Origin of the sequence: Devosia limi DSM 17137 (assembly GCF_900128975.1) — a bacterium.
Lineage (GTDB): Bacteria > Pseudomonadota > Alphaproteobacteria > Rhizobiales > Devosiaceae > Devosia > Devosia limi.
The window spans coordinates 68,133-83,059 of record NZ_FQVC01000017.1 but is presented as its reverse complement, the minus strand read 5'-3'; the positions used below and the strand labels follow the sequence as shown (position 1 = coordinate 83,059).

The following is a 14,927-nucleotide window of genomic DNA, read 5'->3' as shown; positions in this document are numbered from 1 at the left end:
CCCCCACCCTGACCAGCCATTCGAGCATAGCTCTCATGGCCTTCCGCGCTCAAATCGCTCCACTGGAGCGATTTGTCCCTCCGGGCCGCTTGGAAGCCCCTCAAGGGGGAGGGAGAGGACTGCAAATTCGTCATCAATCCGTCGGCCGGCCCCTCCCCCTTGTGAGGGCGGGGTCACCAAACCAGGCCCTCAACGCCGTCATCCCGGTGAAAACCGGGATCCAGTTTCCTTTGCCACATCCCCAAACTGGGCCCCGGCTTTCGCCGGGGTGACGCCGTGTGTGCGGCGGCACCGCGTCGGTCTCCCCCAAAACCGCCCCCTCAGTCTGCGTCCCCTCCCCCTTGAGGGGAGGGCCAGGGTGGGGGTGCTGCGGTTGTCGCGAGGCGAGAGCGTGCGGGGTGTGCCTCCACAAACACCAACATCCCCCACAAAACTTATCCCCCTCCTTCCACACCTCCCGCATACTCACCCCCATTCCCGCACTTCTACTGCGCGGTCGCGACGAACGGTCGGTGCGGGGAATGCCGGTGGGGTTGGGGTCGTCCTGTCCCGGTGGGCGACACCGTCAGTATCGGCTGAAAAACCGCCGCCCCTGGTTCGGTCCCACAAAAAATACCGGCGCGATGGCGAGGCTCTTGCCTCATTTCATTGCGGACTACCCGCTCGGGGCAAAAGCCTCGCCATCCCCGCAGCAAGCGGGCCGAAGTGCCCGGCATGTCGAAACCGCGTCTGGCGGCACTTGCGCACGTCAAGTTGACCGAGAATCTCCCCGCCCCTGCCCCCACTTCGCCATCATCGCGTGTGGACAGCATGCCGCACCCCTGTGCCGCAGTGAAAATGCATTGTTACTCAATGCCTTAGGAGCGCCGGGGTTATCTTGACACTCCGGGGACCCACCACTATGTTGCGCGCGACTTAATAGGGTGCCCCGGAACGCAACGGGAGGACCGGCCAGAGGGAGCGCGCGGATGAAGAAACCGCAAGGTGCCAATGAGCCGGAACATAGTGCCCGCGGGGTGACGCACGATCTTGCATCGCGCATCGCCCTGGCCAAGAGGGAACGCGATATCGAGGACAACAGAGCCTCGAAGGATGCCTCCCGCGACATGACCGGTCTGGCGCGCGGTATGCGCATTGGCACCGAGTTCATTGCCGCAATCCTGGTTGGTGCAGGTATTGGATACCTGATCGACCTTGGCCTGGGGACCAGCCCCTGGGGCATGCTCATCCTTCTTATGGTGGGCTTCGCTGCTGGAATACTCAACGTCATCCGAGTGGTGGCGGAAATGAACGCCGCATCGCCTGCCCCGAAGGGATCCGACCTTGGACCCGACGCGGAAGACGAAGAGCGGGATAAATAGTTGATGACGACGAGCAAGGGGCTGCATCTTGGCCGGTACTGATCCGATCCACCAGTTTGTCATCGAGGACATGTTCCCGCTGTTTACCGTCGGTGGCGACGGCACAGAGGGAAGTGGTGTCCACTTTGCCTTCACCAATTCATCGCTGTTCATGGTTTTGACCGTGGCCGCGATTTCGCTGTTCCTGATCCTGACGACAGGCGGCAAAAAGGTCATTCCGGGGCGGATGCAATTGCTGAGCGAGCTCACCTATGAGTTCGTGGCCGGCATGGTCCGCAGTTCGGCCGGCAAGGAAGGCATGAAGTTCTTCCCGCTGGTGTTCAGCCTGTTCACCTTTATCTTCGTGGCGAACATGTGGGGCATGGTGCCCTACTTCTTCACCGTCACCAGCCACATCATCGTCACCTTCGCGCTGTCGATGCTGGTGTTCCTGACGGTCATTGTCTACGGCTTCTACAAGAACGGGCCGAAGTTCATGAAGCTGTTCGTCCCAGCTGGTGTTCCCGGCTACATCCTTCCCATCGTGACGCCGATCGAGATCATTTCGTTCCTCTCGCGTCCGATCAGCCTTTCCGTGCGTCTGTTCGGCAATATCCTGGCCGGTCACATCACGCTCAAAGTCTTCACCGGCTTCATCGTCACCATGAGCTCCCTCGGTTTCCTGGGCATTCTTGGGTCGGCGCTGCCGTTGATTATGGGTGTCGCGCTCACCGGGCTCGAATTCCTTGTCGGTGCGGTTCAGGCCTATGTCTTTGCGGTTCTGACCTGCATGTACCTCAACGATGCGATCCATCCGTCGCATTGATCTAAATACCAGTCACGGCGGGATTTTCCGCCAGAAAACCCCGCGATTATTCGCTTTGAAAGGAACTACAAATGGAAGCTGAAGCCGCAAAGTACATCGGTGCCGGTATTGCTTGTTTCGGTATGGCCGGTGCTGCCATTGGCGTGGCCAACATCTTCGGCAACTTCCTGTCGGGTGCCCTGCGCAATCCGTCGGCTGCTCCGAGCCAGTTCGGTAACCTGATTTTCGGTTTCGCCGTGACCGAAGCTCTGGGCATCTTCTCGTTCCTGGTCGCCCTGATCCTGCTGTTCGTGGTCTAATAGCCACGACGACGACGATATTCCGCAGCCGGGGCACGTCCCGGCTGCTCTCTATTGTCCGGCATCCGCCGGCCTGACCGGATCAAACGGGACCTCATCTGATGGTAACGCAAGCTTTCGCCCAAGAGGCGGCAACACCGGCCGTAACGCACGACGCACCTGTCGACGCGACCCACGCCGATCCTACTGCTGGTACTCACGCCACCACCGAGGCTGATGGTGGCGCGCACGCTTCTGACGTGTTCCCTCCATTCGATCCGTCGACATTCCCCAGCCAGCTCCTGTGGCTGGCGATCACTTTCGGCGTGCTCTACGTACTGATGAGCAAGATCGCCCTGCCCCGCATTGGTGGCATTCTCGACGACCGCAAGGCCCGTATCGATGCCGATCTCGCGGCAGCCGATGCCAGCCGGCAGAAGACAGACGCTGCCATTGCTGCCTATGAGGCCGCCCTGGCTGCTGCCAAGGCCAAGGCTCAGGGCATTGCCAATGAGAGCCGTGACGCCATCCAGGCTGATATTGCTGCCAAGCGCACTGCGGTCGAAACCGACCTCTCTGCCAAGGTAGCCGAAGCGGAAGCGCGCATCGGCAAGACCAAGGCTGAAGCCTTGACCCATGTTGATGAGATCGCCACCGAAACCGCCCAGACCGTTGTCAGCCAGCTGGTTGGCGATGTGTCCGCCGACAGCGTTCGCGCTGCCGTCGCCAAGGTCTCGAAGGAGTAGAGCCGATGGATTTCCTCGACAACAGCTTCTACGCCACCGTCGCGCTCGTCCTCTTCCTCGCCATCATGGCGTATTTCGGCGTGCCCAAGATCATCGGCAAGATGCTCGACGGCAAGATCAAGCAGATCGCCGACGATCTCGAAGCCGCCAAGCGCCTGCGCGAAGAAGCTGCAGAACTGCTGGTGGAATACGAGAAGAAGCGCGTCGCCGCTGAATCGGAAGCCGAAAGCATCATCGCCGCCGCCAAGGACGAAGCCACCCGCATGACCGCCGAGGCCAAGACTGCTCTCGCCGACATGGTGGTGCGGCGCACCAAGGCCGTCGAAGACAAGATCGCCCAGGCCGAATCGCAGGCAATCGCCGAAGTTCGGGCCCGCTCCGCCGATGTTGCCATCGAGGCAGCCCGGGTCGTGCTCACCGACGAAATGAACCGCAAGGGCGGCCAGGTCGTCGACAAGGCCATCGGTGACGTCAGCTCCCGCCTGAACTAAGTTCAGCCGATACTGAGAATTCAAAGGCGGGCCGCAAGGTCCGCCTTTTTCATTTGGCGGCCACACAAATCCCTGTGCCCCGCACCAGCCCCCGATTGACGCCCTGCTGAATCTCCACCATGGTGCGCTCGACTGCGGGAGAGACTGGTTTTCTCCAGCGCCGAAGGAGCAACCGCCCCGGAAACTCTCAGGCAAACGGACCGCAGTCCGAGCCCCTGGACTACGGTCGTCGCACTATCCGGGCCAGCTCAGCATAAAACTCTGGAAAGCGGACCAGCACGCTGCATGGTCCCACCGAAGGAGCAACCGACCCTTGCGGCTCGGGAAATCTCTCAGGTGTCGAGGACAGAGGGGGCACGGAATTCGCCGCAAGGCGGGTGTAATCGTGTCGCTTCATTTCCGGGATGAGTTTATGGCCGAACAGTCAGCCGAAGCCCTCAAGACTACGCCGCTCTACGACCGCCACGTCGCCGCTGGCGGCCGCATGGTGCCATTCGGGGGCTATTCGCTGCCCGTGCAATATCCCGCCGGGATCATGGCCGAGCATAAATGGACCCGCGAACAGGCGGGTCTGTTCGACGTCTCCCATATGGGTCCCAGCTTCCTGACCCTCACCAATCCAAGCGGTGACGCCGAAGCCGACCACGCTGCCGTGGCTGCACTGGTCGAACCGCTGATCTGCGGCGACATCAGGAGCCTCAAGCCCGGCCAGGTGCGCTACACCCTGCTGCTCAACGAGACCGGCGGCGCCATTGACGACCTGATGATCGCCCGTTCGCCGCTGGTCCCCGGTTCGCTCTATATCGTGGTCAATGCCGGCACCAAGGAAAACGACTTCGCCATCATTGCCAGGGCGGCAGGCGACAAGGCCAAGCTGACCCGCGCCGATGACGGCGCCCTGCTCGCCCTTCAGGGTCCCGAAGCGGTCAATGTCATCGCGCAGCTGGCGCCCGCCGCGGCCGATCTCGGCTTCATGACCTATGGCGCCTTCGACTGGAACGGCACCAAGCTAATCATCGCCCGCGCCGGCTATACCGGCGAAGACGGCTTTGAAATCCTCGCCTCGGCCGATGTCGCCAATCAGGTCTGGGATGCGCTGCTCGCCGATGACCGGGTCAAGCCGATCGGTCTCGGCGCCCGCGATAGCCTCCGCCTTGAAGCCGGTCTGCCGCTCTATGGGCATGACCTCAACGAAACCATTTCGCCCATCGAAGCCGGTCTTGGCTTCGCCGTCTCCAAGCGCCGCCGCGAGGCTGCCGACTTCCCCGGTGCCACCCGCATCCTTGGGGAGCATGGTGGCGAGCTGTCCCGCGTCCGCATCGGCATGTTGGTTGAAGGCGCACCAGCCCGTGAAGGTGCCGACATCCTTGATGCCGACGGCACGGTCATTGGTGTCGTCACCAGCGGCGGCTTCGCGCCATCGCTGGGCAAGGCCATCGCCATGGGCTTCGTACCGCCAGTGCATGCCGCCATTGGCGGCAAGCTGCAGGTTGCCGTGCGCGGCCGCTCCCAGACGGCCGAGGTGGTCGCTATGCCCTTCGTGCCCCATCGTTATTTCCGTAAAGCCAAGATCTAGTTGAGGGATCAACCATGACCACCAAGTACACCCCGGACCACGAATATATCCGCGTCGAGGGTTCGACCGGCATTGTCGGCATCACCCAATATGCCCAGGAACAGCTGGGCGACATCGTCTTTGTCGAGCTGCCGGCAATCGGCAAGGTGCTCAAGAAGGGCGACGAAGCTGCCGTGGTGGAATCGGTCAAGGCCGCCTCCGAGATCTACGCGCCAGTCGCCGGCACTGTCACCGAGGTCAATGAAGCCCTTGGTGGCGAGCCCGGCCTGATCAACCAGGCGCCCGACAGCACCGGCTGGATCTACAAGATCGCCATCGCCGACACCGCCGAGCTCGACGCCCTGCTCGATGACGCGGCCTATGCCGACCTGACGAAGTAAGAAGGTCCCCCTCCCTTCCCCCGCAAGGGGGAGGGTGAACCATGTGGAACTGGCCGATAGCGCCACGACCGCGATGTCACCTTCCCCCTTGCGGGAGGGCCAGGGAGGGGTTCTGTTCCAAACACCGGAAACCCTCCCATGCGTTACCTCCCCCATTCCGATGCCGAACGCGCTGAAATGCTCGGCGTCATCGGCGCGACCTCGGTCGAGGCGCTGTTCAGCGCCGTGCCCACGCGCGCACTCAAGACCTTCGATCTCGGCCTGCCGGCCCATAGCCCGGAATTCCTGGTCGAAGCCCATATGCGGGCGCTGTCGGCCAAGAACCATTCGGGCGGCGATGGTCCGTTCTTCGTCGGCGCCGGCGCCTATCGCCACCATGTGCCCGCGAGCGTCGATCACCTGATCCAGCGTTCGGAATGGCTCACCGCCTATACGCCGTATCAGCCGGAAATCTCGCAGGGCACCCTGCAGATGCTGTTCGAATTCCAGACCCAGGTGGCCAAGCTCACCGGCATGGATGTGGCCAATGCCAGCCTTTATGACGGTTCGACCGGCACTGCCGAAGCCGTGCTGATGGCCCGCCGCCTCACCCGCCGCAACAAGATCGTGCTGTCGGGTGGCCTGCACCCGCATTACCGCGATGTGGTGAAGGCCTATCTCAAGGACGACGCCGATCTCGAATGCCTCTCGGCCTCTCCCGAGGGCCAGGGCGACATTCTCGACCATATCGACGAGCAGACCGCTGCCATCGTCATCCAGACCCCCGACTTCTACGGCCATTTGCGCAATCTCAAGACCGCCGCCGATGCCGCCCATGCCAAGGGCGCGCTGCTGATCGTGGTGATCACCGAGATCGTGTCGCTCGGCCTGCTCGAAGCGCCGGGTGCCTATGGCGCCGATATCGTGGTGGCTGAAGGCCAGTCCATCGGCAATGCGTTGAACTTTGGCGGCCCCTATCTCGGCCTGATGGCAACCCGCAAGGAATTCATCCGTCAGATGCCCGGCCGCGTCTGTGGCGAAACCGTCGATGCCGATGGCCAGCGCGGCTTCGTGCTGACGCTCTCCACCCGCGAGCAGCATATTCGCCGCGAAAAGGCGACGTCCAACATCTGCACCAATTCGGGGCTCTGCGCCCTGGCGTTCTCCATCCACATGGCGCTGCTGGGCGAAGCCGGGTTCACCCGCCTTGCCCGTCTCAACCATGAACGCGCCTCGGCCCTGGCCGATGCGCTGGGCAAGGTCGCTGGCGTTGAACTGCTCAACAAGACCTTCTTCAACGAGATGACCATCCGCGTCGGCAAGCCTGCCGCCGGCGTCATCGAAGCGCTGGCCCAGCGCGGCATTCTGGGCGGCGTGCCCGTCAGCCGGCTGGAGCCGGATGATCCCGATGTCACCAACCTGATCGTGCTCGCCGCCACCGAACTCACCACCGATGCCGACATTGCCGCGCTCTGCGCCGCCCTTTCGGAGGAACTGCAATGAGCATGAACAATCAGGGTCGCCCCTCGGGCATCGGCAATGTCGGCTCCGGCTTCGCCTCGACTTCGGGCTCCGCATTGCTCCCCAATGAGCCGTTGCTGTTCGAAATCGGCGACACCGAGCATTCCGGCGTCGATCTGCCTGACGTTACCATCTCGGGAAGTCGTCTCGGCGGCTTCGAGCGTAAAATGCCGCTCGATCTGGCTGGCCTGACCGAGCCCGAGGCAATGCGCCATTACGTGCGCCTCAGCCGCCTCAACCACTCGATCGATAGCGGCATGTATCCGCTGGGGTCGTGCACGATGAAGCACAATCCGCGCCTCAACGAGAAGATGGCCCGCCTGCCTGGCTTCGCCGATATCCACCCGCTGCAGCCGGTCTCGACCGTGCAGGGCGCGTTGGAGTTGATGAACCAGCTGAGCCATTGGCTGATGACGCTCACCAATACCGCGGCCGTGGCGCTGACGCCCAAGGCTGGCGCCCATGGCGAGCTGCTCGGCATGATGGCGATCAAGGCGGCGCAGGACGCAGCCGGCCAGAGCCATCGCAATATCGTGCTGGTTCCCGAAAGCGCTCATGGCACCAATCCGGCCACGGCTGCCTTCCTCGGCTATACCGTCAAGCCGATCCCGGCCCGTGACGATGGCACTGTCGATGTGCAGGCGGTCAAGGATGCGCTATCGCCCGACGTCGCCGCGATCATGCTGACCAATCCCAATACCTGCGGCCTGTTCGAGCCGCAGGTGATCGAGATTGCCGAGGCCGTGCATCAGGCCGGGGCGTTCTTCTATTGCGACGGCGCCAATTTCAACGCCATCATGGGCGTTGTCCGCCCGGGCGATCTCGGCATCGACGCCATGCATATCAACCTGCACAAGACCTTCTCGACGCCCCATGGCGGCGGCGGCCCCGGTGCCGGTCCGGTCGTGCTCTCGGCTGCGCTGGCGCCCTTCGCGCCGGTGCCGTTCGTGCGCAAGACCGCCGATGGGCTGGAACTGGTCGAGCATGCCGAGGGCGAAGCCCTAGGCCGGATCACCGCCTTCCAGGGCCAGATGGGCATGTATGTGCGCGCCCTCACCTATATGCTCAGCCATGGCGGCGACGGCCTGGCCCAGGCGGCAGAGGATGCGGTGCTCAACGCCAATTACATCAAGGCGCGGCTCCAGCATGCCTTCTCGGTGCCGTTCGGCGACTACCCGACCATGCACGAAGCCCTGTTCGATGACAGTTTCCTCGCGGGCACCGGCGTTACCACGCTCGATTTCGCCAAGGCGCTGATCGACGAGGGCTTCCACCCGATGACCATGTACTTCCCGCTGGTGGTGCATGGCGCCATGCTGATCGAGCCGACCGAGAGCGAGAGCAAGCAGACCCTCGACCGCTTCTGCGACGTGATGGAAGAACTGGCGATTGATGCCAAGGCCGGCAACAAGGACCGCTTCACTGCGGCTCCCCTCAAGGCCCCGCGCCGCCGTCTCGACGAAACCCGGGCTGCCCGTTCGCCGATCCTGAAATGGGAACGCCCAGACGCGCTGCCGAAGGCTGCTGAGTAAGCGACGCCCCCACCTAACCTCCCCCTGGACAGGGGGAGGAACCCCTTTGGCGTTGGTGCACCATTTCGCCCCAACCGCAATCTGTCCCTCCCCCTGGACAGGGGGAGGCCAGGAGGGGGTACTTCGATCCCCAAGAATCAAAAAGGCCCGCGGATCACTCCACGGGCCTTTGCAATTTCAAAGCGCCAGTGTCCTAGCTCTTGGTGTCGAAGCCGACCCAGATGGTGATCTCCTCACCACCCAGATAGGGGATGGCGACATTGTCGACGACCTTGACGAATTCGGCCGACTGGGCCGGCGGCGTCAGGGCGACGGGGATCGAGTATTTTTCCGAGAAGATCGCCTGGCCATCGCGCTCGACCGCGAAGCGGACAGGCACGGTGACCGAGCTTTGTTTGCCCGAAGGGCCAAGCAGGACGCGCCCAACCACGCCCATCTGGACGGTGATCAGGCCATTGGAAACCACGCAATTGCGTGAGCTTTCATCGATCACCGCCTGGTAGTTCAGGGCGCGCGCATCGCCGACCCTGCCATTGCCATAGTAATACATCGCCTCGGTACCGGCCCTAATCTTGATCGGCGGGCAGGTGGTGGCGATGGCCGGCAAGGCGTTGGTCTGGGCCTGCGCCATGGCCGCAGGCGTGGGGCTGGCATTGGCCAGATTGGCATTGGCGGCCGGCGCAGCGCCGCCACCGAACATGCCGCCCATCGAGCAACCCGCCAGCACCGCAGCAGTCGCAGTGGCAGCGAGCACGCGCAGGACAAGCCCATTGGCCATCGTCGGGAGTGGGTTGGTCATCGGTCTGTCTCCTACGCGTACACTTTGAGCTCTATTGACGCCAATTGCATCAAAATGCAGCCCCCGATTGTCATCCTTGCCAAATCTTTCGATCAGGCAAGCTGCGGCGTGCCGGCCTCGAGCGCCATGAGCATGGCCGGAGCACCGCTGGCCGTCACGCCGGGACCGTCCTCGGCAAAGACCGCAGCAGCCTTTCCGTCGCGGAACAGGATCGAGGCGCGAGCAAAGCGCTTGCCCATGCCGAATTCGGAGAAGTCCCTGGCAAGGCCCAGCGCATCAGCCAGCTCGCCGTTGCCGTCGGCGATGAAGTCGATCTCGCCAAGCCCATTGGAGGCTTCGGCCCAGGCTTTCATCACGTGATGGTCGTTGACGGAGGCGCAAACGATACGGTCGACCCCGGCAGCGCGCAACTTGGCGGCATTGGCGACGAAGCCCGGCAGGTGATTGACGTGGCAGGTCGGTGTGAACGCGCCGGGAACCGAAAAGAACACCACGGTGCCGGTGCCCAGCACTGCATCGCTCGTGATATCGATGGCGCCGTCGGCACCAACAAGCTTGCCCCGTACGGACGGGATCGGACTACCGCTTTCGATCATATGTAGAAATGCCCCAATAATGACGGGGCAATGATTGCCCCAGAAATTTCTCTGCCCATCGGGATATGCGGCTTTTCGCCTACATGCAAGGCATGGCGCCCAGCTCCCGCGCAGTCTATTTTCTCGACCCGGCAGTCATTTGGCGTCAATTCGCCCCGCCAGATCAATCCTGCTCTCCACCCAGGGTACGCGTAATTTCGAATGCTCCCATATCGGTAATGAATGTCAGCTGAACCGGCCTGCTGTCCAGTTCGCCATCCGCGACTTTGCCGAGAAGCGGGATCAGCACTAGGTTTGGTTCCGGGCTTTTTTGCGGCGTGCCAAAAGCCAGATCGCCATCCGCCATCGCCGCGATCAGCGATGCCGGATCAATGCCGGGGTCAGCGACCCAAACTGCCAGGGCATTGTCGTGGGGGCGGAACTCGACGTCGCCGATTGGCGGTTCCTCGCCCTCCCACTGAATCGGCGCCAAGGCCGCGGCCTGCTTGATGCGCAGCGCGTTTGGCATGTCCTTGCCACCCTCGGCGACCGGCATGGAAAACTCGGCCTGCGCAGGAATGCAGATATCCGAACATACACCCATCACCACCGAAACCTCGATCCGGGCGGCGGCGTCATCGACGCGCAGCTCGATCGGCAACAGCGTCGGCCCGTAATAGACATAGTCGAGATAGTCTTCGGTTTCATCGCGCATGGGATAGGGCCACAGGATCTGGTGACCGCCGACGCCGGTGGAGCCGGTGAAGCTGAGCTCGGTGGGAATGCCCGTATCGCCCGGCACCCGCCAATAGGTCTTGGTATCGGCGGGCATATTGACCTCGAGCCCGATCAGGCTGGTGCCATCCGCCTTGACGACCCCGGAACTGAGCAGCCGCATGGTGACCCCGGGGGCCACCTCCTGCCATGGAGTTTCGCCGGCCGCGACGGGCGCAGCGACTAATGCACACAGGAGGGAGAAGACAATGAGATTTCGCATGGCATGCCAATAGCGCACGAACCCATGAAGGAATAGCTGACGGCCCATCATGGCTTCGTGAAGTCGCACAACGCCTGCGTGATCTTGGCGCGCTTGGCACAGCCCGCCCCAGCGCATATCATAAGCCCATGATATCGCTCGAAGGACAATTCCTGGTGGCCATGCCCGACATGGCCGATGAACGCTTTATGCAGAGCGTCATCTTCCTTATTGGCCATAGCGATGAGGGCGCCATGGGACTGGTGGTCAATGACGAGATCGAGAACATGCGCTTTGCCGATATTCTCGATGAGCTTGATCTTGGCGACCCAGACGCCGTCATCCGCCTGCCAGACAGCATTCGCGACCGGGTGGTGATGCGCGGCGGCCCCATGGAGCGCGGGCGAGGCTTCGTGCTGCATTCGCGTGATTTCGAGAGCGGCAACACCTATCCGGTGGCCAATGAAATCTCGCTGACTGCGACCCTGGAAGTGCTCAAGGCCATGGCCTTCGGCCCTGCCCCCAAGGCAACCTTCTTCGCCCTTGGCTGCTGCAACTGGGGTCCGGGGCAACTTGAGGTCGAGCTCGCCGAAAACGGCTGGCTGACCGTACCATTCTCGTATCGGCTGCTGTTCGAAACTCCCGTCCAGGAGCGCTACGACGCGGCGCTTGGCGAATTGCACATCACCCGCGCCAGCCTCAGCCCCGAAGCCGGCCGGGCGTAGGGGGGGCTCGCGTCCCACCCTAGAACTGCTCTCCCCCGTCTCCTCCATGCGCTCCACAACCACGGCGTCATTCCCGCCTGCGCGGGAATGACCTGGTGGGTGGGGTGGCCTAGTTTGATCTGGAAATAGCGGAGCCGTCCACGGATCAAGCCGTGGGCGAAGAGCAACGCCAGCTTACCGAACCAGCTGCGCCGTCAGCTTCTTGTGCAGTTCCGGCCCCGTCATCGCCGCGCCAAAGGCAAAGCCCTGCGCATAACGGCAATTGAGCTGACGCAGGCGTTCAATCTCGTCGAGGGTCTCGACGCCCTCGGCAATCACCATCAGGTCGAGATCGGCAGCCAGCGCCACCACGGCCTTGATGATCGGCGCCTGGGTGTGGGACATGCCATTGGCATCGGAAATCTTCACGAAGGCCGCCGGGATCTTGATCGTGTCGAACGGGAACCGGTGCAGGTAGCTCAGTGACGAGTGCCCCGTCCCGAAATCGTCGAGTGCCAGCCCCAGGCCAAGACTGCGCAGCGCTTCCAGCATATAGGCGGAATGCTCGGGATTGGTCATCACCTGGCTCTCGGTGATTTCAAGCTTGAGGTGCTTGGCCAGGTCCTTGTGCTGGCTGACCAGCACGCGCATATCGTTGAGCAGCGTTTCCGTCGCCAGCTGGGTGGGCGACAAGTTGACCGAGATGAAGAAATCCTCGGGCAATGGCAGCGTCGTCATCCAGTCGCGGGCCTGTGCGGCGGCCTGTTCAAATGCCAGACGGCCCAGCTTCTCGATCTGTCCGGAGCGCTCGGCCAGCGGCACGAATTCATCGGGATTGACCACGCCGCGGGTCGGGTGGTTCCAGCGCATCAGCGCTTCGGCCCCGGTAATCAGGCCGGTCTGGATATCGGTCACCGGCTGGAACTGCACATGCAGCTCGCCCTGCTTCATGCCGCGTTCGAGATCTTCCTCGCTGGCGCGGTTATAGGCGGAGATCGAGCGGGCCGAAGCGCGATAGGCTTCGATACGGTCGCCGCCCAGGCGCTTGGCATAATACATGGCCAGTTCGGCATCGCGCAGCACATCGGCGGCGCTGGCCGGGTTGCTGTCATAGATGGTGACGCCAATCGAGGCCGACAGGGTCAGGTCGCGGTCGCCGAAATTGAACGGCGCCTTGAGCGCCTTGCGAATCTGCTCGGCAGTTTCGGCGATCTTGCCGGCCGCCTGTTCGGACGCCAGGATCACGGCGAACTGATCGCCGGTGATGCGCGCCACGGTATCGAGCGGGCGCATGATGCGGGCAATGCGGCGCGACACCGCCAGCAGCACCGAGTCAGCAGCCGAGTGACCAATGCGCTCTTCGAGCTCCATGAAGCGGTCGATATCGATCAGGAACACGGCCGGCTTGGTGCCGCCCGGCGTGCGGGCGCGCACCAAAGCGCGCTCAAGCCGGTCGAGGAACAGCTGCCGATTGGGCAGGCCGGTCAGGCTGTCATGCACCGCGTCATGCAGCAGGCGTTCGCGGGCCGCGCGGTCTTCGGTAACGTCCTGCAGCGTGCCAACGATGCGGTTGACCTGACCATCGCCACCCAGCACCGGCTTCACCCGCATGCGGAAGCTGCGATAGCTACCGTCATGGCTGGCAATGCGCATGTCCGAAGACACCTTGCCCCGACGCAGCTCCACCAGCGTATCAAACGCCGTGCGGAAACGGTCGCGGTCATCAGGATGCACGCGATCAAGCCAGCGCTTGATGGCGCCGCGCAATGCACCGCGCTTCTCGCCCAGCCGCGTCGCCAGCTCGTCGCTGACCGAAACGCGGTCACGCTCGATATTCCAGTCGAAGACAAAATCACCCGAGCCGGTCAGCGCCAGGGCCCGGCGCTCGACTTCGCTCAAGGTGCCGATGGAGACCTGCCCCTCGGAGAAGGCGTGCTGCACCGCCGTAAAGCCCAACAGCATCACCGCCAGCACCAGGCCACCAGCGACGGCCGGCTGCGCCACGTCATTGGACACCTGCCCCGTCACCACCAGCCAGGAATAGAACAGCCAGGCGATGATGATGATCCAGGTCGGCACCAGCAGCACCGCACGGTCATAGCCACGCAGCGCCAGCAACAGGATCAGGAAGAAGCCGGAAATGCCCAAAAGCGCCAGCACCATGCGCGCAATGGTGGCAGCAATGGCGGGCTGGAAGAAGGCAAAGGCAAACAGCGCCAGGAACAGCACGGCGAGTCCCAGCGCCAGATGAATGAAGCGCAGATGCCATCGATGCAGGTTGAGATAGATAAACAGGAAGCCCGCTAGGGTCGTGGCAATGCCCGCCTCCGCCGCGGCCCGCAGCGGCTGCATGCCGCCACTGGAAATACCCAGCAGGCGCCCCATCACGCCGAAATCGATCAGCAGGTAAATCAGCACCGCCCAGGCAAAGGCCGCCGTTGCCGGGAACACGCCCCTGCCCTTGACCACGAACATGATGGTCAGGAACACGGCCGCCAGCGAAGCCACGCCCAGCACCACGCCGCGGAACAGTGTGAACGAGTTCACATAGTCGCGATAGGCATTGGGCTGCCACAGGTACAGCTCGGGCAGCTGGTCGGAAACCAGTTCGGCGACGAAGGTCACCGTGGCGCCGGGATCGAGGGTCACCTCAAAGACGTCGGCCTCGCTGTCGGCGAGGCGTACCGGGCGGATGCCGGCGCTGGGCGTCAGCGCCTTGATGCGGTCATTGCCCAGATCGGGGTTGAACACCCCCGAGCCCGGCAAGCGGAAGAACGGCGCCACCAGAAGGCGCTCGATCTGCTGGTCGCTCTCGTTGCGCAACGCAAACAGGGCCCAGCTGGGAGCTGTGCCGGCCTCGGAGGCCAGCACTTCGATCCGGCGGATGATGCCGTCTTCGCCCGGTGCGGTGGAAAGCTGAACGCTGCCTTTTGCTCCGGGCGTGATTTCGATCACGTCGGATAAATTGACCGCGTTGACGTCTTCGGGGACCGAAATGACTTCAAAGGCTGGGGCGGGTGCAACGGCCGCGAGGGCGAGCGCAAAACACATCGCAAGTGCATAGAGATGACGCATCAGGGGCGATTATATCCTGCGGTAGGCTTCAATATGGCAGTAGTCGGCACAATTCCTGAATTCAGGCAGTGACCGACGCAGCATCCTCTTGGCGGGAGCGCTCTTTGGTAGCGGGGATTGGGGCATGCC

Annotated in this window: 14 protein-coding genes and 2 riboswitches; of the genes, 10 read left to right on the top strand and 4 right to left on the bottom strand. The window is 63.0% G+C overall.

Going from position 1 to position 14,927, the window contains the following annotated elements:
* Positions 1–968 precede the first annotated feature (968 nt).
* The 9 genes from BUA69_RS19335 (at position 969) to gcvPB (ending at position 8,669) form a co-directional block, all read left to right on the top strand.
* Positions 969–1,361 carry an AtpZ/AtpI family protein gene (locus BUA69_RS19335; protein WP_046135534.1) on the top strand — a complete coding sequence of 131 codons (393 nt, stop codon included), beginning with the start codon at positions 969–971 and terminating at the stop codon, positions 1,359–1,361.
* Positions 1,362–1,389: 28 nt separating this feature from the next.
* Positions 1,390–2,166 carry a F0F1 ATP synthase subunit A gene (locus tag BUA69_RS19330; protein ID WP_201777460.1) on the top strand — a complete coding sequence of 259 codons (777 nt, stop codon included), beginning with the start codon at positions 1,390–1,392 and terminating at the stop codon, positions 2,164–2,166.
* Between the two features lie 71 nt (positions 2,167–2,237).
* Positions 2,238–2,465, top strand: a complete 228-nt coding sequence (locus tag BUA69_RS19325) for a F0F1 ATP synthase subunit C (RefSeq protein WP_046135533.1) — start codon at positions 2,238–2,240, stop codon at positions 2,463–2,465.
* Between the two features lie 101 nt (positions 2,466–2,566).
* Positions 2,567–3,190 carry a F0F1 ATP synthase subunit B gene (locus BUA69_RS19320; protein WP_072866641.1) on the top strand — a complete coding sequence of 208 codons (624 nt, stop codon included), beginning with the start codon at positions 2,567–2,569 and terminating at the stop codon, positions 3,188–3,190.
* 5 nt (positions 3,191–3,195) lie between these two features.
* Positions 3,196–3,681, top strand: a complete 486-nt coding sequence (locus BUA69_RS19315; RefSeq protein WP_046135531.1) for a F0F1 ATP synthase subunit B family protein — start codon at positions 3,196–3,198, stop codon at positions 3,679–3,681.
* 125 nt (positions 3,682–3,806) lie between these two features.
* A riboswitch (glycine riboswitch) is annotated at positions 3,807–3,894 on the top strand.
* Positions 3,895–3,932: 38 nt separating this feature from the next.
* Positions 3,933–4,040: riboswitch (glycine riboswitch) on the top strand.
* Between the two features lie 53 nt (positions 4,041–4,093).
* Positions 4,094–5,257 carry a glycine cleavage system aminomethyltransferase GcvT gene (gene gcvT, locus BUA69_RS19310; RefSeq protein ID WP_046135530.1) on the top strand — a complete coding sequence of 388 codons (1,164 nt, stop codon included), beginning with the start codon at positions 4,094–4,096 and terminating at the stop codon, positions 5,255–5,257.
* A 14-nt stretch (positions 5,258–5,271) separates the two neighbouring features.
* Complete coding sequence (gene gcvH, locus BUA69_RS19305; RefSeq protein ID WP_046135529.1) at positions 5,272–5,637, top strand: glycine cleavage system protein GcvH; 366 nt, start codon at positions 5,272–5,274, stop codon at positions 5,635–5,637.
* A gap of 138 nt (positions 5,638–5,775) precedes the next feature.
* Entirely contained in the window at positions 5,776–7,119 is a 1,344-nt protein-coding gene (gcvPA, locus tag BUA69_RS19300) for an aminomethyl-transferring glycine dehydrogenase subunit GcvPA (RefSeq protein WP_046135528.1), read from the top strand.
* Entirely contained in the window at positions 7,116–8,669 is a 1,554-nt protein-coding gene (gcvPB, locus tag BUA69_RS19295) for an aminomethyl-transferring glycine dehydrogenase subunit GcvPB (RefSeq protein WP_046135527.1), read from the top strand. Before gcvPA ends, gcvPB begins: the two co-directional genes overlap by 4 nt.
* Before the next feature lie 193 nt (positions 8,670–8,862).
* On the opposite strand, the gene BUA69_RS19290 is transcribed toward gcvPB, so the two are convergent.
* From BUA69_RS19290 to BUA69_RS19280, 3 genes are all read right to left on the bottom strand, one after another.
* Positions 8,863–9,468 carry a hypothetical protein gene (locus BUA69_RS19290; RefSeq protein WP_046135526.1) on the bottom strand — a complete coding sequence of 202 codons (606 nt, stop codon included), beginning with the start codon at positions 9,466–9,468 and terminating at the stop codon, positions 8,863–8,865.
* A gap of 92 nt (positions 9,469–9,560) precedes the next feature.
* Positions 9,561–10,064, bottom strand: a complete 504-nt coding sequence (locus tag BUA69_RS19285; RefSeq protein WP_046135525.1) for a peroxiredoxin family protein — start codon at positions 10,062–10,064, stop codon at positions 9,561–9,563.
* Positions 10,065–10,227: 163 nt separating this feature from the next.
* On the bottom strand, positions 10,228–10,941 hold the full coding sequence (locus BUA69_RS19280) for a protein-disulfide reductase DsbD domain-containing protein (protein WP_160300131.1): 714 nt from the start codon (positions 10,939–10,941) through the stop codon (positions 10,228–10,230).
* A 227-nt stretch (positions 10,942–11,168) separates the two neighbouring features.
* Here BUA69_RS19280 and BUA69_RS19275 point away from each other — a divergent pair, with 227 nt between their 5' ends.
* Entirely contained in the window at positions 11,169–11,744 is a 576-nt protein-coding gene (locus BUA69_RS19275; RefSeq protein ID WP_046135523.1) for a YqgE/AlgH family protein, read from the top strand.
* Positions 11,745–11,918: 174 nt separating this feature from the next.
* Here the strand turns inward: BUA69_RS19275 and BUA69_RS19270 are convergent, their stop codons facing one another.
* Positions 11,919–14,798: an EAL domain-containing protein gene (locus tag BUA69_RS19270; RefSeq protein ID WP_046135522.1), complete on the bottom strand. Its 2,880-nt coding sequence runs from the start codon at positions 14,796–14,798 to the stop codon at positions 11,919–11,921.
* Positions 14,799–14,927 lie beyond the last annotated feature (129 nt).

What these genes read in the sequence shown, in the direction of transcription:
- gcvH (WP_046135529.1), top strand. Translation starts at nt 5,272, where the DNA reads ATGACCACCAAGTACACCCCGGACCACGAATATATCCGCGTCGAGGGT.
- gcvT (WP_046135530.1), top strand. Translation starts at nt 4,094, where the DNA reads ATGGCCGAACAGTCAGCCGAAGCCCTCAAGACTACGCCGCTCTACGAC.
- BUA69_RS19335 (WP_046135534.1), top strand. Translation starts at nt 969, where the DNA reads ATGAAGAAACCGCAAGGTGCCAATGAGCCGGAACATAGTGCCCGCGGG.
- BUA69_RS19315 (WP_046135531.1), top strand. Translation starts at nt 3,196, where the DNA reads ATGGATTTCCTCGACAACAGCTTCTACGCCACCGTCGCGCTCGTCCTC.
- BUA69_RS19270 (WP_046135522.1), bottom strand. Translation starts at nt 14,798, where the DNA reads ATGCGTCATCTCTATGCACTTGCGATGTGTTTTGCGCTCGCCCTCGCG.
- BUA69_RS19290 (WP_046135526.1), bottom strand. Translation starts at nt 9,468, where the DNA reads ATGACCAACCCACTCCCGACGATGGCCAATGGGCTTGTCCTGCGCGTG.
- gcvPB (WP_046135527.1), top strand. Translation starts at nt 7,116, where the DNA reads ATGAGCATGAACAATCAGGGTCGCCCCTCGGGCATCGGCAATGTCGGC.
- BUA69_RS19280 (WP_160300131.1), bottom strand. Translation starts at nt 10,941, where the DNA reads ATGCGGCTGCTCAGTTCCGGGGTCGTCAAGGCGGATGGCACCAGCCTG.
- BUA69_RS19320 (WP_072866641.1), top strand. Translation starts at nt 2,567, where the DNA reads ATGGTAACGCAAGCTTTCGCCCAAGAGGCGGCAACACCGGCCGTAACG.
- BUA69_RS19285 (WP_046135525.1), bottom strand. Translation starts at nt 10,064, where the DNA reads ATGATCGAAAGCGGTAGTCCGATCCCGTCCGTACGGGGCAAGCTTGTT.
- BUA69_RS19325 (WP_046135533.1), top strand. Translation starts at nt 2,238, where the DNA reads ATGGAAGCTGAAGCCGCAAAGTACATCGGTGCCGGTATTGCTTGTTTC.
- gcvPA (WP_046135528.1), top strand. Translation starts at nt 5,776, where the DNA reads ATGCGTTACCTCCCCCATTCCGATGCCGAACGCGCTGAAATGCTCGGC.
- BUA69_RS19275 (WP_046135523.1), top strand. Translation starts at nt 11,169, where the DNA reads ATGATATCGCTCGAAGGACAATTCCTGGTGGCCATGCCCGACATGGCC.